The following is a 23116-nucleotide window of genomic DNA, read 5'->3' on the forward strand; positions in this document are numbered from 1 at the left end:
CGCCCCACTCCGGCGCATTCGCGAGGGGCCGTCGCGCTACCGAGGTGTGATCACCACCGTCACCGTCCGGTTCTTCGCGGCGCTCGCGTGCGGCGCGTCGCGCTGGTCCGCGCTGGCCGTGGTGAACGCGGTGAGGGGCTTGCCGCTGGCCGTGCTCAACTCGCGGGCGGCGATGAGGGCGCGCCAGAGGGAGAGGACGGAGCCGCCGCTGGTCGGGGCGCCGGGGACGGTCGCGGTCTGGCCGTAAATCTCGACGTCCGCTTCCCTTCCCGCCAGGCGCTCGCCCAGAGCGGCGAGCCGTTCGGCGCCGACCGGGGTCAGTTCGGCGCCCTCGGAGAAGAGCCCGTCGGAGAAGGCGACCTCCACGGAGGCCTCCTGGACGACCGGGTCGATGCCCGGTGCCCGCAGCGCGTCGGCCAGGGCCGTGGCCGCCTGGGTCCGCCGGGCCGTCGCTCGGTCCCGCTCGCGCGCCTGCTCCGCCCGGCGTTCGGCGTCGAGGCGTTCGGCGAGCTGCGCCGCGCGGTCGGCCGGCGACAGGCCCGGCTGGGCCGGGCGTTCGCCGGCGCCGTCGGTGAGGGCGACCGTGCAGGCCGTGATCGCGGCCACGGCACAGACCGCGGCGACGAGGGCCGTGCGGGCGCGGTGGCGGGCGAGAGCCGCCCGTGGGCCGCGTCGGCCGAGCCGGTCGATCCTCGCCAGCCCGGCCGAGGCGGACGGATCCTGCGGCTGCCGCTCCTGGACCCGGTGCCAGTACTCGGCCGCCCGGGCCAACTCGCCGCGCTGGGCGTGCACACGGGCGAGCAGGTCCAGTACGTCCGGGTGGGCCGCGGCGACGGGACCCTCGGCCTCGTGCAGCAGCCGCAGGGCACCGTCCAGGTCGCCGGAGCGGGCCGCCGTCCGGGCGCGTGAGACGAGCAGGGCGATGCGGAGCGAGTCGGCGGCCGGGGCGGTGGCGTCCTGCCCTGTGCCGTCAGAGGCTGCGCTGCCGTTGCCGCCACTGCCGCCGTTGCCGTCGGCAGACAGGAACGCGCCGGACGGGACTCCCGCCGGGACTCGGGATGTGACCACCGTCAACTCCTCCTGTGCGCCGACTAGTTGATGCCGCCGGACAGCCGCTCGGCCTCATCCGCGACCCCGGGCGGCAGCAGTCGGCGCAGTCGCTCGTTGACCCCGGCGAGAGCGCGGCGGTCCCCCGCGGCGACGGCACGGCGGCCCTCCAGGATGGCGGCGTCAGCCTGCGCGCGGGAGAACATGTCGTCGCGCATCTCGACCAGCGCGTGGAAGACGACGTACTCCCACTGGTCGGTGCGGCGCAGCAGCTCGACGTGGAACTCCCCGGCCCGCTTGATGAGCCGGCGCAGATCCGCCGGAGAGGCGTCGTCGCCGAGCGAACTGGCCCGGTCCCGCATGCTCTGCAGCTCGCGCCGGTCCGACGGGCCGCCGCCGACCTGCTCGATGACGTCCTCGCAGGCGCTGAGCAGATCCCACAGCTCGCGTTGCAGCCCGGGGATCTCGATGGCCTCCTCGATGTCGTCGAGCTGGGCCTCCACATCGCGGATGCGGCGGTCGCTGGTGACGGCGGCGCCGGTGTCGACGGCCGCCGCGTCCACCTCCTTGCGCAGTTGCGGGATGGCCTGCTGGTCCGAGAGGTCCTCCAGCCGGTTCCGGGCCGGCTCGGAGTGGACGTCCTCGGCCTGGTCCTGGAGGAGGCGCACCCGCTGTTCGAGGTCGTGCAGGCGGTCCACGAGCTCGGGGTGCTCGGGGGCCAGCAGCTCGGAGCGGTTGATCGTCGCCTCGAACTGCTGCTCCAGCAGGGGGATGTCGGCGGTGACGAGGACCTCGCGGTTGCTCGCCTGGATCTCGAAGGTCACCTCGACCTCGCTCTGGGCGGGCAGGTCGATCCGGATGTCGCGCGGGCGGATCTCGATCAGCCCGACCCGGGTGTTGCGGTCGGCGCGCCTGCGCTCGCCCTCCAGCAGCGGGATGCGGATGACGGCCTCCGGCTCGGCGCGGCGCAGCGGGATCGTCGTCCGGTACGGCTTGGTCACCTGGGCCGGCAGCGTGGCGCCCTTGCGCAGCAGCGGGTCGAAGGTGCCGTCGGCCTTGCCGATGCCGAGGGTGCCGGTGAGCACCGCGTCGCCGGGCAGGACGGTGGCGTGGCTGATGGAGAAGGTGTCGCCCGCGAGGGTGCGCCGGGTGCCGGCGTTGTCGCTGAGTTCGACGGTGAAGCGGGAGCGGGTGTCGGCGTCGATGGCCACTTCGGTGTAGAAGGTGCCGTCCGGGCCGAGTTCGGTGCGCGGGCCGCGGAAGGGCGGGCGGCCGTCGGGGTTGCTGAGGGTGACGGTGTAGCGGGTCCAGTCCACCGGGCTGCCGCTGCTCACCTTGCCGGAGACCGGGATGCCGGTGGTGTCGACGGACTGCGCCGGATAGTGCAGCTCGATGGCGAACTCGCCCGGTGCCGCCTTCTGCGGCTGCTTCGGCACCCGGATCGTGCGGGCGAACACGGCGGCTCCGCGGGCGACCACGGTGGTGGGGTCCTGGCTGTGGTCGAGGGGGATGCCGGGGCCCTGGATCGGGTCGGCGAGCAGTTCGCGCAGCCCGGGGCTGAGGGTGGCGCCGCCGACCAGGAGCAGCCGGTCGATGTCGTCGGGGCGCAGGGAGCTGTCGGCCAGCGCCTTGCGGCAGAGCCGGATGGCGCGGGTGTAGTGCGGCAGGGCGAGGTCGTCGAGGGCGCCCCGGGTCAGGGTGTACTCGAAGGGTTCGGTGCCGCCGCTGCCGTCGTCGAGGTCGACGGAGATCTCGACCGAAGCGGCCCGGGACAGCGCGATCTTGGCGTTCTCCGCCTCCAGCTTGAGCTTGGCGAAGTTCTTGAGCCAGCGGTCGCGGTTGTCACGGCTGAAGTCCGCCAGGCCGAGGTCCCGGCGGACCGCGGGGGCCAGCAGGTCGTCGACGAGGGCCCAGTCGATGAGCTTGCCGCCGAGGTAGGGGTCGCCGGCGTGCTGGATGAGCTGGAGCTCGCCGTCGCGCTTGCTCATCACGGCCGCGTCGAAGGTGCCGCCGCCCAGGTCGAACACCATCCAGTGGGCGGACTCGGAGGCGTCCTGCACCCCGTAGGCGATGGCGGCGGCGGTCGGTTCCTGCACCAGCGGGCAGTGCTCGCCGAGCCCGGCGAGGGCCGCGGCCGAGCCGGTGGCGCTGTTCTGGTTCAGGGCGAAGGAGGCCGGCACGGTGATCACGGCCGCCTCCGGCTGGTACCCGTACTCGTGCGCGGCGTCCTGCCGCAGGGACTTGAGCACCTCGGCGGACAGCTCCTCGGGGGTGAGCGACAGGCCCGTGCGCCGGAAGAGGCGGTCCGCGCCCGCCGCGCCCATCTCCAGCTTGAACTCGGCGTAGGCGTTGTCCGGGTCGCTCTCCGTGCGTTCCCTGGCCCGCCTGCCGACGTGGATCACCCCCTCCTTGGGGATCCACACGGCGGAGGGCGTGAAGTCCCAGCCGTCGTTGTTCTTGATGATCCGTACGCCGTCGTCCTCGGCCACCGCGATGGCGCTGTTGGTGGTGCCGAGGTCGATGCCGAAGTCGATGGTCTCGCGCATGGTCGCTCTCCTTGGTCACATGCCGGGGTGCTGGTCGGGTGCGGGCCTGCCGACGATGACCTGGCCCATCTGGATCCGTTCGCCGCGGAAGTAGACCGACGGCCGTACGGTCTCCAGCACGACCTCGCGGTCCAGTTCCGGCTTGTCCTCGAACACCAGGACCTCCAGGGACTGGCCGGAGTCGAACGGCAGGCCGTCGTGCTCCTGGATCTCCAGCCCGTCGTCGGCGAGCGCCTGCCGGCTGGCGTGCACCTGGCGGCGCACCTGCCGCAGGTCGGCCGCGGAGAGGGCGCCGGTGCCCTGGTCGAGCTTGCGCAGCGCGCGCCAGATGCCGACGGCGGCCCCGAGCAGCGCGCCGGTCCCGGCGCCCTGCGGGGTGCGGGCCTGCCGCGCGAGGGCCTCGGCGGACTCGACCTCGGCGAGCACGGCCGCGGCCAGGTCGGCTTGGGCCGGTCCGAGCAGCGGGCGGGGGACGCGGAACTCGGGGGGATGCCTCAACTGGCCGAATCCCGCGCGCATTTCACGTACCTTGCGGTGGGCTCGGAGTGTCACCAGTGCCTCCCTCTGACCCTGTGGATCCGGATCCGCTCGTACCACTCTCTGAGCTTCACGACGATGCCGATGAGCATGAACACGCCGAAGAAGCCGGCCAGCGCCGCTTCCCAGCCCTGGGCCACCCACAGCACCATCACGCCGACGAGCCCCACGACGAACAGCACGCAACTCACCCGATCTCCGCCCGACATGCTCTGCGGCTGGCCCGGAGCGGTGCGCGTCGTGACGGCCCCCACAGACCACTCGTAGATGACGTCCCAGTTGTCCTTGAACGCCTTCACATGGCGCTCCGGGGCGATCTCGTACGCCCGCTCCGCGAGTTCGACCACCGTCTTCTTCTCGGCGGCGGTCGGCCGGTGGAACTGGTAGTACCCCAGCATCGCCACGGCGAGGTTGCCGACGCCCACCGCGACGGTGTGCGCCACGTCGTCGCGGCGCCACTCGGCGACGTGGGCCCGGAAGTCACCGAACCGGTCGAAGGCGGGCAGTACCTCCTTGCGTACGACCCGGACGGCGTCCCTGAAGTGATGGGCTTCCTTCTTGTCGTTCACGGCCCGCAGGCCGTCGGTGATCTGCTGGACCGTCTCCTCCACGGCGTCCTCGAACAGCTCGGTGAAGAGCCCGGAGAACGCCGTGTGTTCCGTCCAGTCGGCGCAGACCCCCGCGAGGCGCGGTCTGAAGTCCGGATCGGCGGCCAGCTCCCGGAACGGGGAGACGAGGAGGCCGGGCAGCGCGGCGAGGAAGTCGTCCGCCGAGTGCTCGCGCAGCCGTGGGTCGTCCAGCTCCTCGATCCGGTGGGCGATGTGCCGGCGGAACTCGGGGCGCTCCAGCAGCAGTCCCCACCCGCTCGCCGCGCCCCGCCAGAGGATGTCCCGGCCGTCCGTGGTGGCGTGGCCGCGTCCGGTCTCCGCCTCGAGCGCCATCGCGTGGAAGCGCACCGCCTCGTCGTGCTCCTCGTGCACGGACTCGGGGCAGCCGCATCCCTGGGGCGCGCCCCAGCGCCACAGGAGTTCGTCGACCAGCCGTCGCCGCGGATCCTGGAACTCCTCGAACGCGGCCCGGACTTCGTCCTTGCGATAGCCGCCGGCGACGGGCGAGTCCGGGTCCGCGGGCCGGACGCTCTCGACCGCGAGGCGGGCCTCCAGTTTCTGCCGGTGCTGCCGTACGGCGCGTCCCTGCGCGGTCGTCGGGAGCCCGGTGACGGCGAAGGCGTTGTCGCGGTAGAGCCGCGTCCCGGCCAGGTCCGTGAAGCGGGCCAGGTTTCCGGGGCCGATCCGGGCGGCGGACGGCTCGCCTCTGTGGTCGCCCGCAGTCGTCTTGTCCATCCGCTCTCCAAACGTCCGCATCCCGTACGTCCGCTGCCCGTACGTCCGGTTCTGGCGCGTCGGGCCCTTCACATGACCACCCCCCGACGCCACGTCATCAGCCGCGCCATGTGCCGTTCCCGGAGCCGGGGATGACGGCTGACGGCCTCTTCGAGCTGGTTGGCGGCATCGGCCAGTCGGCCGGGCATCCGGGAGAGCTCAAGGGCCGCCCGTACCTGCTCCTCGACCGACCGCTCGACCCCGGCCGCGGCGTCCGGTGGCGGTCGCACACCCTCCGGCAGCCGCAGTGCCTCGGCGCGTTCGACGACCTCGCGGGCCGAGGCGGGCCGGTCGGCCGGGTCCACGCGGAGCATGTCGACGACCAGCCGGTCCAGTTCGGGCCCCACGCCGTCGTTGAAGGCGCTCGGCGGCAGCAGCGGCCGGTTGAAACGCTCCAGGGAGAAGGACTGCACCGGGTCGCCGCCGTTGTAGGGAAAGTGGTCGGTGAGCAGGTAGTAGGCGATGGTGCCCAGCGCCCACACGTCCCCGGCGCACGAGTAGCCGGTGCCCCGGCGCAGCACCTCCGGCGGCATGTAGGCGACCGTGCCCTGGGCACTGGCGGCCATGGTGCCGGGGTCGGTCTCCTTGGCGAGCCCGAAGTCGCTGACCTTCACCCGCAGTCCGGACTCGTCGTAGGTGATGAGTACGTTCGCCAGCGACAGGTCGCGGTGCACGATCGGGTGCTGGCGCTCATGGGCGACGGCGAGGCCCTCGGCGGCCTGCCGCAGTACGGCCGTGGCCTCCTCGACCGGGACCGCGCCGGAGTGCGAGGCGACCAGCCGCTCCAGGCTGCCGCCGGCCACGTACTCCATGGTGATGTAGCCGCGCATCCCCTCGGAGGTCTGCACGGTGCCCGCGTCGAACACCCGGATGATGTTGGGGTGGCCGAGGGTGGAGAGGATGCGGGCCTCGTCGAACAGCCTGGAGGTCGCCTCCAGCGAAGCGACGTGCTTGAACAGCTTCAGCGCCTGCCAGCCGAGGATGTGGTGCCGTACCCGGTACACCTCGGCGAAGGCGCCCTCGCCCAGCCTGCGGTCCACGACCAGCGCCGAGTTGATCCGCTGCGCACGGATCAGCAGGGTCCCCTCCACGCCGGTCGTGTCCCCCGCCATCCGCCGCGCCCCTTCCCTGGCCTCGGTCACCGTCACCGTGACACGCGGCTCCCGGGACCCCTCCCGGGAGCGCGTACGGGTCACGTGTGGGTGACCTCGATGCGGGAGATGCGGACCTCGCCGTAGTTGTCGTCGTCGCACGGCTCGGAGTTGTCGCAGTTGGCCTGCGTGTAGGCGCCCGCCTTGAAGTAGTTGGTGTCGCCGTCGTGCTCGATCGTGGTCTGGCGGCGGCCGTTGTAGTACACGTCGATCTCGCCGTCCTCAGCGACGAACTTCGCCTCGAACTCGGTGCCCAGCTCGTAGTCGTCGGTGACGAGGTGGTGGTGCCGGTCGTCGCCCTCGGTGATGTAGAGCTTGGTGCCTTCGAGGCGGAAGACGGTGACGTCGTCGTCCCCGCCGTGGACCTGGGCGCCGACCAGGTAGGGCCGCTTATCGGGCAGCGCCATGAACGCCTCCCTGACCACGAGCGTGTGCTTGCCCTTCGAGGTGGACCATTCGGCCTCGTCCTCGCCGCCGTCGGTCATCTCCCGCAGCTCGGCGCGCGGGTAGCGGGACCCGGACGTCGTCACGCCGTTGACGGCGGCCCGGAATCTGACCGCCTCGCAGCCGGACTCGGCACGGAACCAAGGCTTGGCGGAGAAGGTCGCCAGCTTCGGCTGGGTGATCTCGGTGGGGTCCTCGTCGTCGCCGGTGGGCAGGGTCAGCTTCCAGTCCGTCAGGTCGAGTACGTCGGCGGGGTACGCGCACCGGGCGCCCGCCGCCCGCTCGTACGGCGCCGGGGTGCCCGCCTGCGCGGACGACAAGGCGAGGGTGGCGGAGGAGACGGCCGCGGTGAGGCCGGCGAGCACGACGGTCCGGGTGCGGGGCATGGAGGGTCCTCCCGTAGGGGGTGTGGGTAAGGGGCCGACGCGTACCGTAGGCGCCCTTCTCGGGACCCCTCCCGTGGTCCTCGGTCCCGCCTCGTGTCTACGCATGCGTGCGACTGATGAAGGCTCTGGGTAGACACTGCGTACGGCCCGGCATACGCAGTAGGTTCGACCCGTACGCACGGCCATGGGCCGTGGCTGTGGGTGATCCGGACTCGACCGAGGGGGAAGATTCCGTGCGTTCCGGGGAGGAGTTCGCCGACCGCTATGTCCTCAGGGAGGTCATCGGCGCCGGGCGGGGCGGTGAGGTGTGGCTCGCGCACGACACGGTGGTGGGCCAGGACGTCGCGCTCAAACCGGAGCGGACGGACGGCGAGAGCGACACCGCGCTGCGGCGGCTGCTGGGCGAACCGCGCACCATGGCCAAGTTCCGCGAACACCCCCATGTCGTGACGCTGTTCGACGTGCTGACCGTAGCGCAGGACGAGCCCGGCTCCCGGACGTACTGGTTCGTCATGGAGTACGTCCCCGGCGGCGGCCTGGACCGGCAGCCGACGGTCTCCCCCGAGCGGGCGGCCCGTATCGGCGCCGAGCTCGCCGACGCGCTGGCCGCCCTGCACGAGGCGGGCGTGGTGCACTGCGACGTCAAGCCCGCCAACATCGGCCTCACCCGGCACGGGGCCGCGAAGTTACTGGACTTCGGCGCCGCCTACCGGGTCGGCGGCAGCGAGACGATCACGGTCAACGGACCGTACAGCTTCACCCCGGACTACGCCGCCCCGGAACTGGCCCGGGGCAACGTCCCCCGGCCGGCCTCGGACGTGTTCTGCCTCGCCACCACCCTGTACGCGCTGGTCACCGGAGCGCCGCCGCGCGGTGGCGGGTCCGACGACGACACCCCCGCGGGGACGGGGAAGGACGGGGACGAGGCCGAGCGGCTGCGGTACTGGAAGGCCGAGCAGGGCGTCGTCGAGCTGGACGCCGCCGCCGTGGGGCCGCTGTACCCCGTGCTCACCTCCATGCTGCGCCGCGACCCCCGGCAACGCCCCGACGCCGCCGAGGTCGGACGGCTTCTGGCGGACATCGCCGGGTCCGAGCCGAAGCCGTCCAGGGACTCGGCCACCACCAGCCCCGCCCCCGCGCGCCGGCGGTGGCGCCGACCGGTGATCGCGGCGGCCCTGGGCGTCAGTGCGCTGCTGGCCCTGGGGCTGGTCGTCCTTCCCGACGACGGCAACGGCGCCGGCGGCAAGGGCGCTTCCGGGCCCAGCCGGAGCCGCCAGGGCGAAGGCACCTCGGTCGGCGCCTCGCACGCGCTCGTCGGCGATCCGCACACGGCCGACGTGTGCGACCTGGCCGACCCCGCCGCACTCGATCAGTTCGGCGAGGGGGAAGTGGACGTGGACTACGGGAACTTCGACCGCTGCGACATGCTCGTGAGCGTCGACGACAAGACCCGGATCGATGTGAAGATCGGCATCCTCAGTGGCTCTCCGCCGGAGGGTTCCAAGCCGTCCCGCACCGTCGGGCGGATCGGCATCCAGGAGGAGGAGTCGGAGAGCGACGAGTGCAAACTGCTGCTGACGTCCGACGACGGCACGGGCGGGAAGCTGGCCGGGATCCGCGTCAAGATGGGCAAGGGCTCCGTGACCGGCGGCACCCTGGCGCTGTGCACGGTCGCCAACAAGGCCGCCACCAGCGCGGCCGAGGTCCTCGACCGGGGTCCGCTCCCGCGCCGTTCGCCGGCCTACCCCCGCACTTCGCTGGCCTGGGCGAACGCCTGTGAACTGCTCGACGCCAAGGCGCTGGCCGCGGTGCCCGGCCTCAAGGTGGACGTGCCGGAGCGGGGCGTGGCGAACTGGAGCTGCGAGTGGCACAGCGACATCGACGATCTGGACGCCGAGGTGGCCTTCTTCCGCGACCAGCCCAAGTCCGCGGCGGACGGCACGGCCCGCACGCTCAGCGGCTACCGCACCGTGCTCGAACCGGACGACGACGGCGACAGTTGCTCGGCCTTCGTCGAGTACCGCCGCTACAGCGGCCAGAACGCCGAGACCGCCGCCGAGATGGTGCGCCTGGACGTCGGCGGGCAGCGGCCCGCGGACAAGCTGTGCCAGATGGCGCAGAAGCTCGCGGCCTCGGCCGCCGCCGCACTGAGGGCGCGATGACCGTTTCGACTACTCGGGCCAGGGCGCGTCGTCCTCCATCAGGTCCAGGTCCGGCGGCACGAGCGTCGTCGACTCGACGAGCCCCTTGATCAGGTTGTGCAGCAGGCGGTTGTCGCCGGGGCGGCCCTCCGACTTGTCGTGCAGCACGGGGTACCGGAAGCCGGTGCGGTGCAGACGGTGTCGTACGACCTCGATGCGGTGCTCGATCCTGCGCGCGGTCCAGTTGTCGTCCGGGCGCAGATACTTGAGCTGCTTGGCGGCCACGGCGTAGGTCAGGGGGCGCGGTTCCTCCTCGTACAGCAGATACCGCTGACCGAGGACGACCAGCAGCAGCCGTTCGTCGTCGTCGAGCGCCCAGGTCTCCGGCCGGATGGTCTCGGCCTGCCGGCGCGACACCCGCCCCTGGTCGTCGTGGCCGGCCACATACAGCTCGACCAGGTGCTCGCGGTAGCCGGAGCCCTTCACGAACAGCGGGGTGTAGCCGGTGGCGAGCGGGATCGGCTCGGTGGCCAGGTGCATCATCTGGCCGCGCGGCAGCCGCACGAGCTGCTGCCCGGTGTTGCGCAGCCACCACATGCCCTGACGGTACGTCAATTCGCCGTGGCGCCGGCTCACCCGGAGGTCGTCCACGCCGACCCCCAGGTCCACATCGGGCTTCTCACCGCGCCCGAAGCGGACCGTCAGCCCCGGGCGGGGCGGGGCGCTGAGCTCAGCGGTGACCGTACGGGCGTGCAGGGTCCCGGGCGTGGCGGGCGCGACACCGCGCGCGAGGCTGGCGGAGAGGGGCATCGCTGGTCTCCTCGGTTCATGGGCTTGTTCGGTTCGAAGTCGTTCGGCGGACGCACGGCGTCCCCGCCAGTGTCCGCACCTCGCACGGGACCCCTCCCCAAACCGGTCGTTCGCCCGGCCGAGGCGGCATCCGCACGAGAGTCAGTACGCCGATTTCAGCGCTCCCGCGGGAAGCTTCCCGCCATCCTCCCGGCCCACGCTGCACAGCACCTCGCGGAATCCGGCGTCCCACTCCTCGTCCGAGGAATACCAGCCCCACATCTCGTGCCCCTTGCCGCGGGCCCAGTTGACCCCGTACTTCTCCTCGCAGAGGGCACCGGTGTCGACGCTGTCCGCCGAGCTGTCGCCCGAGGCGCGGGTCCAGCCGACCAACTGCTCGTCATGCGGATCGTCGCAGCTCACCAGGGTCTTGGTGTACGAGCCGTCGTCGTGTTCCTTGACGTCGATGCAGTCGCCCGGGCCCAACTGGGTGATGTACACCTCGTCGCCGAACTTGCGGAAGTCGCCGATCGGGCCGCCGAGCGTGGCGTGCCTCAGGAACAGCAGACAGGCCGAGGCGGGCGGCTCGCTCTGCCCCGGCTCGGGGGTGAGGACGTACAGCACCGGGTCGGCCATGGTCTTGCGCAGCTCCGCGGTGCGCCGGGCGCACTCGTCCCGTACCGCCTGCGCACCGGATGCCGCGGCGACGTCGCCGGCCCCGACGGTCGCGATGACCTGGCCCTCGGGATCGTCGTCGTAGCAGTCCCGGCCCTTCAGCCTGGGCCGCCCCTTGAACTCCCCGCCCTTCCAGTCGGCGTCGAGGCACTGCCCCGGCGTCAGCTCCTGGCGCAGCCCGGCCTGGCGGCCGTACGGGTACGCGCTGCGGGTGACCGTCGGGGAAGGGGTCGCGGCCACCTTCACGCCGCCCTGCCGCGCCTCGGCCCCGTCCTGGTGGGTGACGGCGCCGAGCGCGAAGCCGCCGCCCCCGAACAGTACGGCGGCGAGGGCCAGCAGCGCGGGGGTGCGCCGGCCGGGTGTCCGGCGAGCGGAGTCCGTGGCACGCCGGGCGCGGTCTCTCCAGGAGAGCGGGGGGTTGTTGGGCCTGGTCGTGGTGCCGTCGGGCTTGGGCTCGGGCAGCCCGGAACCCGTGGGTGCGCCAGGGTCCGCGGAGGACGGCCCCGATCCGGTGAGCGCGAGCGCGGACGCCGGGCCGGCGGCGCTGCCGGATTCCCTGGCCTCGGCGAGCAGTTCACGCGCCCGTTCCGCCTGCGTACGGCGCGCCGGGTCCTTGGCCAGTAGCCCCATGATCACCCGGTTCAGGGGCTCGCTCGCCCGCTGGGGCACGGCGGGTTCGGTGGTCAGGGCCGCCATCAGGGAGGCGTCGAGGGTGTCCCGCTCGAACGGGGAGACGCCCTCGACGGCGAAGTAGAGGGTCACGCCGAGCGAGAACAGGTCGGTCGCGGGCGTCGCCTCCCCGCCGGACAGCCGCTCCGGCGCCAGGAAGCCGGGGGTGCCGACCACCATGCCGCTCTGGGTGACCCGGGTCTCGCGCGGCCACAGCGAGATGCCGTAGTCCGTGAGCAGGACCCGCCGGTCGGCGGCGCCCGAACGGTCCGGCGCCAGCAGGATGTTGGACGGCTTCACGTCCCGGTGGATGATGCCGAGCCGGTGCCCGGCGCACAGGGCGTCCAGGGCGGCGGCCCCGATCCCGGCCACCTCGTCGCTCGGCAGCGCCCCGCGCTCCTCGACCGCGGCGCGCAGATCCCGCGTGCCCGGCAGGTACTCCATCACGATCCACGGGCGGCCGTCGTCCTCCACCACGTCGTACACCGTGATCACATGCGGGTGCTCGCGCAACTGCGCCGCCTTCAGCGCCTCCTTGCGTCCCCGGGCGGCGGGGTCGTCGCCGCCGGGTCCGGTCCGCTCGTGCGGTACGTCGATCTCCTTGACCGCGACCCGGACCCGCAGTTCCTCGTCCTCGGCCAGCCAGACGTCGCCTCCGCCACCGGAGCCCAGCCGCTGCCGCAGCCGGTACCGCCCCGCGATGACCCGTTGCTCCCGTGCCACCAACGCCCCCTTCTTCGGCCGCGCTTCCCGACCGGCCACCGGAACTCCCGACAGCCGCCGCCTCGTGCGGAAATGGTCAGGTGCACATCCGGGGACCGGTCCCGGGAACCCGGCACTGGACAGGCACGGGCCGATGGATCGGGGCCGATCGGCCCTGTCGCGGGCATGGTCTTCGTGATGTGATGGCGTTCCAGAACCCCGCGCTCTACCCGCACATGACGACGGCGGACCACATGGGCTTGCCCGGCCTTCCTCTTCGGGTCGAGCAACTGCTCACCTTCGGTGGACCGTGCGCGGCACGTGCCGTGCCGGGTCAGCCTACGAACTCCCCCACCGCCGCCTTCAGTTCACCGAGTCCCTTCTTCGCGTCGGAGAAGAGCATCCCGGTCTTCGGGTGGGTGTAGAGCTCGTTGTCGATGCCCGCGTAGCCATGGCCCATGGAGCGCTTGATGACGACGATGCTCCTGGCCTTGTCGACGTCCAGGATCGGCATGCCCGAGATCGCGTTGCCGGGCTTGCGGGCGATCGGGTCGGTCACGTCGTTCGCGCCGATCACCAACGCCACGTCCGCCTGCGGGAACTCGGGGTTGACGTCGTCCATCTCCTTGAGCTGTGTGTACGGCACGTTCGCCTCGGCCAGCAGCACGTTCATGTGCCCCGGCATGCGGCCCGCGACCGGGTGGACGGCGTAGCTGACGTCCACGCCGTGGTCGGTCAGCAGCTTGGCCAGGTCGCCGAGTTCGTGCTGGGCCTGTGCAGCGGCGAGGCCGTAGCCGGGGACGAAGATGACCTTGCTCGCGTACGCCGGTTGGATCGCCACGTCGTCCGCGGAGACCGACCGCACCTGGACGGGCGCCCCGGATCCGGTCGCCGCGGATGCGCTGTCGCCGGTGCCGAAGCCGCCGATCACGATGTTGGCCAAGGAGCGGTTCATGGCGTCGGCCATCAGCTTGGTGAGGATGCCACCCGCGGCGCTGACCAGCATGCCCGCGATGATGAGCGCCGTCTCGTCGAGTACGAAGCCCGCCATCGCGACCGCCGACCCCGTGAAGGCGTTCAGCAGGGCGATGACCACCGGCATGTCGGCGCCGCCGATCGGCAGCACCATCGTCACGCCGAAGAGCAGCGCCACGGCCACCAGCCCGTACAGCGCCGCACGGGAGTCGGGGGCCAGCACCAGCCACACCGTACCGGCGACGAAGGACACGGGCAGCAGGATGTTGAGCGGCCGCGCCCCGGGGAATACCACCGGCGCGCCGGACACGACCCCTTGCAGCTTGCCCGCCGCGATCAGCGAGCCGGAGAAGGTGACCGCGCCGATGACGATGTCCAGGCCGCCCGGCAGGGACACCCGCGCGCCCAGCAGCGCGGCGTCGTCGGCCTGGAGCAGGTCGTTGACGGCGATGAGGGCCGCCGCGCCGCCGCCGACGGCGTTGAAGAGGCTGACCAGTTGGGGCATGGCGGTCATCCGCACCTCGCGCGCGGCCCACAGGCCGAGTGCCGCGCCGACCAGGCCGCCGGTGACCAGGACGAGCCACCCGGTACGGCTGATCATGCCCTCATCCGCCACCAGCCAGAAGGTGGCGGCGATCGCGACGGCCATCGCCCCGGCCGAGAGGGTGTTGCCGCGGCGGGCGGTGCGCGGATGGTTCATCAGGTGCAGGCCGATCACGAAGCAGGCGGCCGCGGCGAGAAAGATGTAGTGGACGGCGTTGGAGACGTTGTCCATGGCGGTCACACTGCTTCTCCGTTGTCGGCTTCTTCTCGGTGGCCGGCTTGGCCTTGAACATCTCCAGCATCCGGTCGGTGACGACGTACCCGCCGACGACGTTCATCGCGCCGAACGCCATCGCCACGAAGGCGAGGACGTGGCCGAGCCAGGTGTGGGACTCGGCGGCGATCAGCATGGCGCCGATGACGACGATGCCGTGCACCGAGTTGGAGCCGGACATCAGGGGGGTGTGCAGGGTGGCCGGGACCTTGCTGACGACCTCGATGCCGACGAGGACGCTCAGCACGAACACGGTGACGGCGGTGAGGAGATCGAGGTTGCTCACGACAGTCCTGCTCCCATGAGCGCGGCCGTGATCTCGTCGGCCGGGTCGAGGACGATCTCGCCGTCGCGCACGAGGCGGCGCAGGACGGCGACCAGGTTGCGGGCGTATGCCGTGGACGCGGCGGTCGCCATGGCGGACGGCAGGCGTCCGGCGCCGATGAGGGTGACGCCGCCCTCGAGGACGTCGGTCTTGTCGGGTTCGCTGCCCTCGACGTTGCCGCCGAGGTCGCTCGCGGCGACGTCGACGACGACCGAACCGGGCGCCATCCGCGCGATCACGGCCGCCGTCACCAGCAACGGCGGCTTGCGACCCGGCACTTGGGCCGTGGTGATGACGATGTCGCTGCGGGCGATGGTCGTGTCGAGCGCCTCGCGCTGGGCCCGCTGTTCCTCCTCGGTCAGCTCGCGCGCGTAGCCGCCCTGGCCGGCGCCCGATCCCGTGCCTGGCAGGCGCGTTGTGTCGAGGAACCGGGCGCCGAGAGACTCCACCTCCCCTCTCGACTCAGGGCGTACGTCGTACGCCGTGACGACGGCGCCGAGGCGGCGGGCGGTGGCGATCGCCTGGAGCCCGGCCACCCCGGCGCCGAGGACGAGGACCTGCGCCGGGCGCATGGTGCCCGCCGCGGTGGTCAGCATCGGGAAGAAGCGGTCGTAGGAGTCGGCCGCGAGCAGGGCCGCCTTGTAGCCGGCGACGTTGGCCTGGGAGGTCAGCGCGTCCATGGACTGGGCGCGGCTGGGGCGAGGGTGCGGGGCAGCAGGTCCAGGCTCACCGTGCGGATGCCGCGCTCGGTGAGGTCCTGGACGAGGGCCGGGTGCCGCGGCGGTTCGAGCAGACCGATCAGGGTGTGCCCGGAGCGCAGGGCGGTCGCGGTCTCCTCGTCCGGCGGGCCGACGCACAGGACGGCGTCCGCGCGGGCGTACAGCTCGCCGGGGGGGCACAACACGTGCGCCTACGGCCGTGTAGTCGGCGTCGGTGAACCAGGCGCCGGCGCCCGCGCCGGTCTCGACCAGGACGTCGAGTCCGGACCGGCGCAGGAGGGCGACTGCCTCGGGGACGAGGGCGACCCGGCGTTCGCCGGGTGCCCGCTCCCGTACGGCGCCTACGGTGACGGTTGCCATGATCTGCTGCCTCTCCCTGTGCCCCGGTGGTGCCGGGCTTCGGAACTCCGAAGACGAGCCGGGCTTCGGCCCCTCCGCCAGGACCTCGTCGAAGGAGTCGTTGACCTGTTCCAGGCGCCGCGGTTCGGCGATCACCTGGGCGCGCCCGGCGGCGTGCGGCGGCGCCCAACAGCTCCCGGAACAGGGGCAGTACGGCGACGAGCGGGTGGGCCGGCCCGTAGGCCGGCGGCGCTCCGGGCGAGGTCGGGGGCCGTTCGTGTGCGGCGCGCAGCGTGGACACCGAGGTGACGGTGGAAGCCTCCATGGCACCTCCCCTGTACGAGCCTGCCGTGCGTCCGCACCAGCCTCACCCGCACGGGGCAGGGGCCCCAGGTGCCGAACGTCCCCTGCGGCAGGGCCTCTTGGGCGGTCGGCAGGTCGGGGGCACGGGCCGGGCAGCCGTACGAGAGGCCCGCGAGGCGGGGGTGCGTGCCGGGCCCGACCGACCGGACGAACGGGAACGCCCGTATCCGGACCGAAACCGCCCGCCCCCCCCTGATCCGCGCAGGCCCGGCACGCAGGGCAGGGGAACGCGGCCCTGCCCTTTCCGGGAGGCCGTCCGAGGCGGTCCCCCCATCAGCCGATCCGCCTCGTCGGACTCGGCACCACCCTCGAACCCCGCGGAACGGCACGACAGGGACCGAACGGCCCTACCGGGGTCCTGATCGGCCCATGCGGGCCCTAACGCTCCCCGACCGGCACCCGCCACACCAGCGTCGTGCCGCCGTCGGCGGGGCAGTCCACCCGCAGCGCACCGCCCAACTGCTCGGCCCGCTCCGCCATGTTGCGCAGGCCGCTGCGACGGCTGTCGGGCGGGATGCCCACGCCGGTGTCGGAGACGGCGAGGCGCAGTTCCCTGCCGTCGGTCTCGAGGACGACCTCGGTACGGTCCGCGTGGGCGTGGCGGGCGATGTTGGTCAGGGCTTCGGAGAGGACGGCCACCACATGGTCGGCGACCTCGTTGGGCACGTGGGTGTCCAGCAGGCCCTCCATCCGCACGCCGGGTGCGAAGCCCAGCACCGGCGCGGCCTCGTCGACCACGCGCACCACACGGGCCCGCAGGCCGGGGCCGCCCGCGCTCTCGCGTTCCCGCAGCCCGAAGATGGTCGACCTGATGATCTTGATGGTCTCGTCCAGGTCCTCCACCGCCCGTGCGACGCGGTCCGAGGCCTGCCGGTGCTCGATGAACCGCCCGGCGCTCTGCAGCGTCATCCCGGTGGCGAACAGCCGCTGGATCGCCAGGTCGTGCAGGTCGCGGGCGATGCGGTCGCGGTCCTGGAGCACCGCGATCCGCTCCGCGTCCGCGCGGCGCTCGGCCAGTTCCATCGCGACCGCGGCCTGGGCGGCGAAGCCCCGCAGCGGCTCGGTCTCCCGCTCGGAGAACACCGGCTGGCCCGCCGCGCGCACGAGCAGCACCACACCCCTCAGTCCCTCGCCGGTGCCGATGGGGACCGCCACGGCCGGCCCCAGGCCGGTGCGGCGCCGTGGATCCGACGACGTCTTCTCCCGGCCTTCGGCCGGGCGGCCGTACGCCTCGCTGTGCTCGTCCTCGGAGATGTCGGGGCTGGAGACCAGCGTGGCGTCCGCGAAGGCCTTGCCGACCAGGCTGCCGTGCACGGGCAGGACCAGCCCCCGGTGCGCCTGTGCCTCGTGCCCGATGGCCAGTTCCACGGTCAGCGAGTCGGTGCCCTCCATGGGCACCGCGACCACGGCGAGGGCCGTCCCGGTGATCTCCCGGGCCCGTTCGGCGATCAGTGCGAGGACCTGGCCGCGGTCGCTGCCGGACATCAGGCTGTGGGTGATCTCGGCGCTGGCCCGTAGCCAGCGCTCGCGCAGCCGGGACTCCTCGTACAGCCGGGCGTTGTCGATGGCGACACCGGCCGCGACGGCCAGAGTGGACAGGACCGACTCGTCCTCCTCGTCGAACTGCACCCCACCCCGCTTCTCGGTCAGGTAGAGGTTGCCGAAGACCTGATCCCGGACCCGGATCGGGACGCCGAGGAAGGTGTTCATCGGCGGGTGGTGCGCCGGGAAGCCGTACGAGGCCGGGTGCTCGGAGAGCTTGGTCAGCCGCAGCGGCTCGGGGTGGCGGATCAGCTCGCCCAGGATGCCGTGGCCCTCGGGATAGTGGCCGATCTTCGCGGACTGTTCCTCGGTGACGCCGACCGTGTGGAAGTCCGAGATCCGCTTGCCGTCGGGGCCGATCACGCCGAGCGCGGCGTACTGGGCGTCGACCAGCGCCACCGCGGCCTCCACGATGCTGTGCAACGCCTGTTCGAGGTCCAGCTCCCGGCCGACCGAGAGCACCGCCTCCAGCAGGCTGTGCACCCGGTCGCGGGTGCCGCGGGCCGCGTCGAGGCGGGCCTGCAACTCGTCCAGCAGCTCGTCCAGCCTGAGCTGCGGCAGCCGTACGCGGGCCTCCCCGGGCTCCTCGGAGCTTCCCACCGGCCGTCCTCCGATCCCCTGGACACACCTGCGGCCGAGCCTGCCGTGGTGTGTCTCGTAGTGGTGCTGCGCAGGGACGATACGGGATCAGGTGCGGCGACCGGGAGCCGGGCATGCATACCCGGCAGGGCTCAGTGGCCCTCCTGCTTGAGCCTGTCGCGGGCCTGGGTGGCGATCACCGCGGCCTGGATGCGCCGCTCCACGCCGAGCTTGGCCAGCAGCCGGGAGATGTGGTTCTTGACCGTCTTCTCCGCGAGGAAGAGGCGCTGCCCGATCTGGCGATTGGTCAGTCCCTCCCCGATCAGCGCCAGGATCTCCCGCTCCCGGTCGGTCAGTCCGGGCAGGGCGTCCGGCTCCTCCTCCTTCTGCTCCCCCTCGCGCAGCCGGGCCATCAGCTTGGTGGTGGCGCTCGGGTCGAGCAGCGACTGGCCGCGGGCCACCGTGCGCACGGCCGCCACCAGGTCGGATCCCTGGATCTGCTTCAGCACGTATCCGGACGCCCCGGCCATGATCGAGTCCAGCAGCGCCTCCTCGTCGTCGAACGAGGTCAGCATCAGGCACGTCAGGTCGGGCAGGCGCGAGCGCAGCTCGCGGCACACGGTCACACCGTCGCCGTCCGGCAGCCGGACATCGAGGACCGCGACCTGCGGGCGCAGGGCGGGGACGCGTACGAGGGCCTGCTCGGCGGTGGCGGCCTCGCCGACCACGCTGATGTCCGGTTCGTCGTTCAGCAGGTCGTGCACCCCCCGCCGTACCACCTCGTGGTCGTCCAGCAGGAAGACCCGGATCGGGTTTCCGGGGCCGGCCTGCTCGATGTCAGCCATCGGGATGCTCCTTGTCTGTGGTCCACGGTCCTGGGCTTTCACGCCGATGCCCCGTCGTCGACGGTACCGGCTCCCACCGCCGCGAGGGCGATCAGGACGACGGCGTACACGACGTGGTACTCGGCGAACGGGTTGGCCGACATGCTCGGCGAGCCGTCGGACAGGTGCTTGGCCGGCGGCCACTGGGCGATCCACATCAGCGCCATCATCAACGTGCCCGCCACCGCGGCGAGCCGCAGCCCGATGCCCAGGACCAGCGCCAGACCGATGCCGAGCAGACCGAGCATGAACAGCCAGTCCGCCCAGCCGGCCCCGGCCCAGTCGTGGAACGTGGACTCCATCGGCCCGGCCGCGACACCGCTGAGGAAGCCCTTGGTGGGCGAGCCGCCGTCGATCCAGCCCTTGCCGGACGGGGTCGCGTAGCCGAAGCCGAAGGTCTTGTCGAGGAACGCCCACAGGAAGATGAACCCGGTCAGCAGGCGCAGGGACGCGAAGACGTACGCGCTCGTCGCGGTCGCCGTCGTCGTGGCGGCCGCCGCCGGTGCCGTCCCGGTCCTGTGCGGCGACGGGAACCGGAACCCCAGGTGCCGGTGGGGGTGGTCGTGGACTGCCATGGTGCTCATCCCCTCCAGAGGGCCGCTCGAGATGTCGATGACTCTCGTCGCGACCTCAATGTCCCGCTTCGACGACCGGGATCTCAGGGGCCGCGCGACCCGCGGGAGGGGGCCGAACGTCCCTGCTCGCAGGATCCGGCCGGCCATCCCCCGGCCGGTGGGTGAAGCTGCGCCTCAGGGGGCCAGGTGCACGCCGTACATCGTGCGTCCGCCGACGAGTTCGCGTCCGGTGACCAGATCGGGTTCGATCCGCACGAACACCTCCTCGGGCGAGGGCACCCAGGAGCGGGGCCCCTCCCGGCACAGGCGTGCGTGCTCGGCCGGTTCCCGCACCACGCCGGCCCGGCCGGTGACAACCACGCTCCAGCCGGACCGCGCGGCGGCGTCGACCGCGTCCGCCTCGAAGGCGACCACCGCGCCGTCGACCGCGCGGGCCAGCTCCGAGGCCGCGGACGTCCGCAGCAGGACCGCACCGCCGGGGTCCAGACAGAAGTTGACCGGCAGAACGGCGGGCAGGGCGAAGCAGGTGTAGACGATTCGGCCGACCGGTGCCTTCGCCGGCATGCGCAGGCACTCCCGCCGATCGAGCTCACGGAAACCGTCGTTGGGGTACATGGCCAGTCCGTCTTTCGCCTGCAGCCGCCTTGTGCACTCCATCGTGTCGCCCGGCCACGGCAGGCGGTGAGGGCCCTTGGGTCCCGGCCCTGACGGCGAGCGGCCCCGCGGCAGGGACGACCGTCCCGCACCGGCACCCGGGCGGGGGCTACTCCCGCCCTGCGTCCCCCTGGACGGCGGGACGGGCCACCAGCACGAGCACGTCCTGGTGGAGTTCGTCGCGAGGGATGTCCAGGCCCGCCCACAGCGCCGCGGCGGCGAGCAGATTGAAGGGGCGGTGCGGGGCGCAGCGCACGTCGGACGCGAGGTCGGGCAGTCGTGGCAGGCGCTCGGCCAGGACCCGGGCCGCCGCCTCCGCGTCGGCAGCGTGCGGTCCGGCCTGAGTGGGCACGGGCTTTCCCGCGCCGGACACCAGGGCCTCGGCGAGGAGCAGTCGCGGGCCGTGCGCGGCCGTCCACCGGTCCGGCCGGGTGGTCGCCGCCACGCCGGGTACGGCGTCGACGACGCGCCCCAGCATCCAGGCGGCCTGTGCGACTCCGGTGGCCAGGACGCCGGCGCCCGCGCCCGCCGACCACGGGCGGTTCCCCTCACCGGTGCGCGCCCGGCCCAGCGCCTGCCACCCGTCGGCCCGGTCGGTGGCCGGAACCGGCACGGACATGGGTGCCTCCAGCACGAGTGCGGCCCGGCCGCCGGAGGTCAGAGCCGCGGCCAGCGACCGGACCGCCGTCCCGGGGTCGGTCCCCTGGCCGACGAGCGACGGCGCCGGTGTGTCGAGTGCGGCCCAGGCGAACCGCCCCAGGGCCACCGAACCGACGTCCACCCCGACCACCCGCGCTTCCATGGCGTCCAGTCCACCACAGCGCGGCCGGCCGGGGCGCGGGATCTCACCTGTGCGCGGGCGAGCGGTCCCTGATCACGCGGCCGGTGATCTCGACCGGGTCGACGCACACCCACATGTCGCGCCCGCCGCCCGCCCAGGGCTTGCTGTACGCCCGCTCCTCCAGTCGGCGCCTGGCCTCGGGATCCGTCACGCCGCAGGCACGGCCGCACACCAGCACGCTCCAGCCCCCGCTGAACGCCTCGTCGATATGGTCGACCTCGAAACCGACCCGGGTGCCGAGCACCTGCGCGGGAACGGAGCCGGGCGCGGTCCTGAAGACGATCGAGCCGTCCACGACGCTGTAGTTGACGGGGAGCACCACCGGCCCCTCGGCCCGGGTCACCGCCAGCCTGCCCACACCATGTGTCGACAGCCGCCGCCAGCACTCCTCGACGCCCAGCTCCGCGAACTCCGCGTTCCGGGCGGCCGTACCCCGGCCGGACGGCAGATCGACGTCGCCGCCGGTGAGCCCCGTCACGCTCGTCCGCAGGGCGCCCGCGAGACGGATGAGGGCGCTGATGCTCGGTGCGGGGGCCGGGGACTCCTCCAGATAGCGGAGATAGCCGGGGGCCATGCCCGCCAGGACGGCCACCTCACGCCGCGTCAGGCCCAGTTCCGCCCGCCTGCGCAGGAGACGGCGCCCGAGATCGGCCCGTGCGGTTTCGGGCGGCACCTTCGCCGTGCCTGCTGCTGCCTGTCCGGGCACGGTGCCCACCTCCTCCTCATCAGCCCGCCGGAACGGCCGGGTGCCTGCGGGACGCGACGCCGGAAAGGCCCGCATGTCCAAGTGTGTCCACCGCGATCGACATCCGCTTGGGCCGACCGGCCCTGCTGTACGCGCCAAGACGCCCGGCCGCCTGTCCACCCGCCCGCGTCGAGCACGGCTCGCTGGTCGCGTCGCGGGGTGGCGGGGCCCTCCGGGCCGTAGCCGAGGCGGATCAGCATCCGCGCGCGTCTGCGGGCCGAGCGCCGCCCGCGGGAGCCCGAAGTCGGCGGGGTCGTCCGGGTTCGGGTGCGCCCAGCGGCGGCTCTCCGGCCCGCGGTCGGGGTCGGCGCGGTCGCGCTGCTCGGCCTCGGCGGCCACGCGGAGCAGTCGGGCCGTCTCGGCGGCCACCGGGAAGGCCGGCGAGGCGCCTTCGGTGTGGGCGGCTTCGGCGAGTTCGGCGCCCACGGGTGACGGGAGCGGGCGGCCGGAGAAGGGGACGCGGCTGGTGCGCCGGAGCCGGATCACCGGGCGGAGGTCGGGGCGGTGGCCGACGGTGTGCCGGTTCAGCGGCGCCGTCGGCCGGACGGTGGCCGGCAGCCCGGGGTCGTCGGGGCTGGGCGGCAGGCGTACGACGGGTGACCGGCCGAAGTGGGCCACCGCGACCCGGAGGTTGAGGAGCGAGGCCGCCACTGACATGTGCAGGGCGCGGCAGATGGGATCCGCGTGGCGCAGGGTCCGTTCCGGGGCCGCGTGCACCTCGAGGGTGCCGGTGCCGGTGTCCAGCCGGTAGCGCCAGGGCTGGGTGTTGAAGATCGAGGGTGCGGCCACAGCGGCCGAGACGCAGGCTTCGAGGGTCGCCGTGTCGAGGGGTGCGGTGTGCATGGTGCCCTCCTCCCGCACGGGCGTCGGACGGATGCAGTGCCGGTGCCTTCGAGGGTGGGAGGCCGTCGGTACGGGGGGGCAGGGGCCGATGGTCCCAGGCGGAGGCCGACTGGTGCTGTTCTTCCTCTGGATCGCGTTCGTCGCGGTGCGCGTGGTGGCGTTCTTCGCCATCCTGTTCACCGAGCGCTACCCACGTGCCCTGTTCGACTTCAACCTGGGCATGCTGCGCTGGAGCTGGCGGGTCGCGTACTACTCGTACGGCGCCCTGGGCACGGACCGCTACCCGCCGTTCCGCCTCGACATGGGCGGCACGGAGCCGGCGGCGCCGAAGGGGACCACGACTTGAGGATTCCGTCGGGGACGCCCGCGTCCCCTATCATCTTGAAGAGTTCTTCAATTCGACAGGTGCCTGGTCAGGCAGGTCTTCGGGGGGGGAGGGGTGGTCG

General features: G+C 72.8%; 18 protein-coding genes and 2 pseudogenes. 2 read left to right on the plus strand and 18 right to left on the minus strand.

Features of this window, described 5'->3' with window-relative positions; all coding sequences use genetic code 11:
- Window positions 1-36: 36 nt before the first annotated feature.
- The 6 genes from ACP4J3_RS31350 to ACP4J3_RS31375 form a co-directional block, all read right to left on the minus strand.
- Complete coding sequence (locus ACP4J3_RS31350) at window positions 37-1068, minus strand: tetratricopeptide repeat protein (RefSeq protein WP_426539458.1); 1032 nt, start codon at window positions 1066-1068, stop codon at window positions 37-39.
- Window positions 1069-1091: 23 nt separating this feature from the next.
- Complete coding sequence (locus ACP4J3_RS31355) at window positions 1092-3593, minus strand: Hsp70 family protein (protein WP_426539459.1); 2502 nt, start codon at window positions 3591-3593, stop codon at window positions 1092-1094.
- Window positions 3594-3608: 15 nt separating this feature from the next.
- Window positions 3609-4112, minus strand: coding sequence for a hypothetical protein (locus tag ACP4J3_RS31360; RefSeq protein WP_426539461.1), 504 nt, complete (start codon window positions 4110-4112; stop codon window positions 3609-3611).
- Window positions 4113-4141: 29 nt separating this feature from the next.
- Complete coding sequence (locus ACP4J3_RS31365) at window positions 4142-5473, minus strand: hypothetical protein (RefSeq protein ID WP_426539462.1); 1332 nt, start codon at window positions 5471-5473, stop codon at window positions 4142-4144.
- Window positions 5474-5541: 68 nt separating this feature from the next.
- On the minus strand, window positions 5542-6708 hold the full coding sequence (locus ACP4J3_RS31370) for a protein kinase domain-containing protein (RefSeq protein ID WP_426539464.1): 1167 nt from the start codon (window positions 6706-6708) through the stop codon (window positions 5542-5544).
- Window positions 6705-7493 (minus strand): polysaccharide lyase family 7 protein, encoded by a 789-nt coding sequence (locus ACP4J3_RS31375; RefSeq protein ID WP_426539466.1) that lies wholly within the window; start codon window positions 7491-7493, stop codon window positions 6705-6707. The genes ACP4J3_RS31370 and ACP4J3_RS31375 overlap by 4 nt, the downstream gene beginning before the upstream one ends.
- Window positions 7494-7726: 233 nt before the next feature.
- Between ACP4J3_RS31375 and ACP4J3_RS31380 the strand changes: the two genes are divergently transcribed.
- Window positions 7727-9655 (plus strand): serine/threonine-protein kinase, encoded by a 1929-nt coding sequence (locus tag ACP4J3_RS31380; protein WP_426539467.1) that lies wholly within the window; start codon window positions 7727-7729, stop codon window positions 9653-9655.
- A 9-nt stretch (window positions 9656-9664) separates the two neighbouring features.
- On the opposite strand, the gene ACP4J3_RS31385 is transcribed toward ACP4J3_RS31380, so the two are convergent.
- From ACP4J3_RS31385 to ACP4J3_RS31440, 12 genes and pseudogenes are all read right to left on the minus strand, one after another.
- Window positions 9665-10444 carry an FHA domain-containing protein gene (locus ACP4J3_RS31385; protein ID WP_426539468.1) on the minus strand — a complete coding sequence of 260 codons (780 nt, stop codon included), beginning with the start codon at window positions 10442-10444 and terminating at the stop codon, window positions 9665-9667.
- 141 nt (window positions 10445-10585) lie between these two features.
- Entirely contained in the window at window positions 10586-12490 is a 1905-nt protein-coding gene (locus ACP4J3_RS31390) for a serine/threonine-protein kinase (protein WP_426539469.1), read from the minus strand.
- A 313-nt stretch (window positions 12491-12803) separates the two neighbouring features.
- Window positions 12804-14162: an NAD(P)(+) transhydrogenase (Re/Si-specific) subunit beta gene (locus tag ACP4J3_RS31395; RefSeq protein WP_426539543.1), complete on the minus strand. Its 1359-nt coding sequence runs from the start codon at window positions 14160-14162 to the stop codon at window positions 12804-12806.
- Entirely contained in the window at window positions 14050-14547 is a 498-nt protein-coding gene (locus tag ACP4J3_RS31400; RefSeq protein WP_426539470.1) for an NAD(P) transhydrogenase subunit alpha, read from the minus strand. Before ACP4J3_RS31400 ends, ACP4J3_RS31395 begins: the two co-directional genes overlap by 113 nt.
- Window positions 14544-15266, minus strand: a complete 723-nt coding sequence (locus ACP4J3_RS31405; RefSeq protein ID WP_426539471.1) for a hypothetical protein — start codon at window positions 15264-15266, stop codon at window positions 14544-14546. Before ACP4J3_RS31405 ends, ACP4J3_RS31400 begins: the two co-directional genes overlap by 4 nt.
- Window positions 15254-15665: pseudogene (locus ACP4J3_RS31410) on the minus strand (hypothetical protein). The gene ACP4J3_RS31405 and the pseudogene ACP4J3_RS31410 overlap by 13 nt, the downstream one beginning before the upstream one ends.
- Before the next feature lie 720 nt (window positions 15666-16385).
- Window positions 16386-18149 (minus strand): GAF domain-containing protein, encoded by a 1764-nt coding sequence (locus ACP4J3_RS31415; RefSeq protein WP_426539473.1) that lies wholly within the window; start codon window positions 18147-18149, stop codon window positions 16386-16388.
- Window positions 18150-18280: 131 nt separating this feature from the next.
- Window positions 18281-18973, minus strand: coding sequence for a response regulator (locus ACP4J3_RS31420; RefSeq protein ID WP_426539474.1), 693 nt, complete (start codon window positions 18971-18973; stop codon window positions 18281-18283).
- A 38-nt stretch (window positions 18974-19011) separates the two neighbouring features.
- Entirely contained in the window at window positions 19012-19587 is a 576-nt protein-coding gene (locus tag ACP4J3_RS31425) for a hypothetical protein (RefSeq protein WP_426539544.1), read from the minus strand.
- Between the two features lie 174 nt (window positions 19588-19761).
- Window positions 19762-20202, minus strand: coding sequence for a pyridoxamine 5'-phosphate oxidase family protein (locus ACP4J3_RS31430; protein ID WP_426539476.1), 441 nt, complete (start codon window positions 20200-20202; stop codon window positions 19762-19764).
- A gap of 148 nt (window positions 20203-20350) precedes the next feature.
- Window positions 20351-21043, minus strand: coding sequence for a hypothetical protein (locus tag ACP4J3_RS31435; RefSeq protein WP_426539477.1), 693 nt, complete (start codon window positions 21041-21043; stop codon window positions 20351-20353).
- A 43-nt stretch (window positions 21044-21086) separates the two neighbouring features.
- On the minus strand, window positions 21087-21863 hold the full coding sequence (locus ACP4J3_RS31440) for a pyridoxamine 5'-phosphate oxidase family protein (RefSeq protein ID WP_426539545.1): 777 nt from the start codon (window positions 21861-21863) through the stop codon (window positions 21087-21089).
- 916 nt (window positions 21864-22779) lie between these two features.
- Here ACP4J3_RS31440 and ACP4J3_RS31445 point away from each other — a divergent pair.
- Window positions 22780-22992 (plus strand): annotated as a pseudogene (locus ACP4J3_RS31445) (DUF4389 domain-containing protein); the annotation flags it as partial.
- Window positions 22993-23116 lie beyond the last annotated feature (124 nt).

The organism is Streptomyces sp. UG1 (genome assembly GCF_049974585.1).
Taxonomy (GTDB): Bacteria; Actinomycetota; Actinomycetes; order Streptomycetales; family Streptomycetaceae; genus Streptomyces.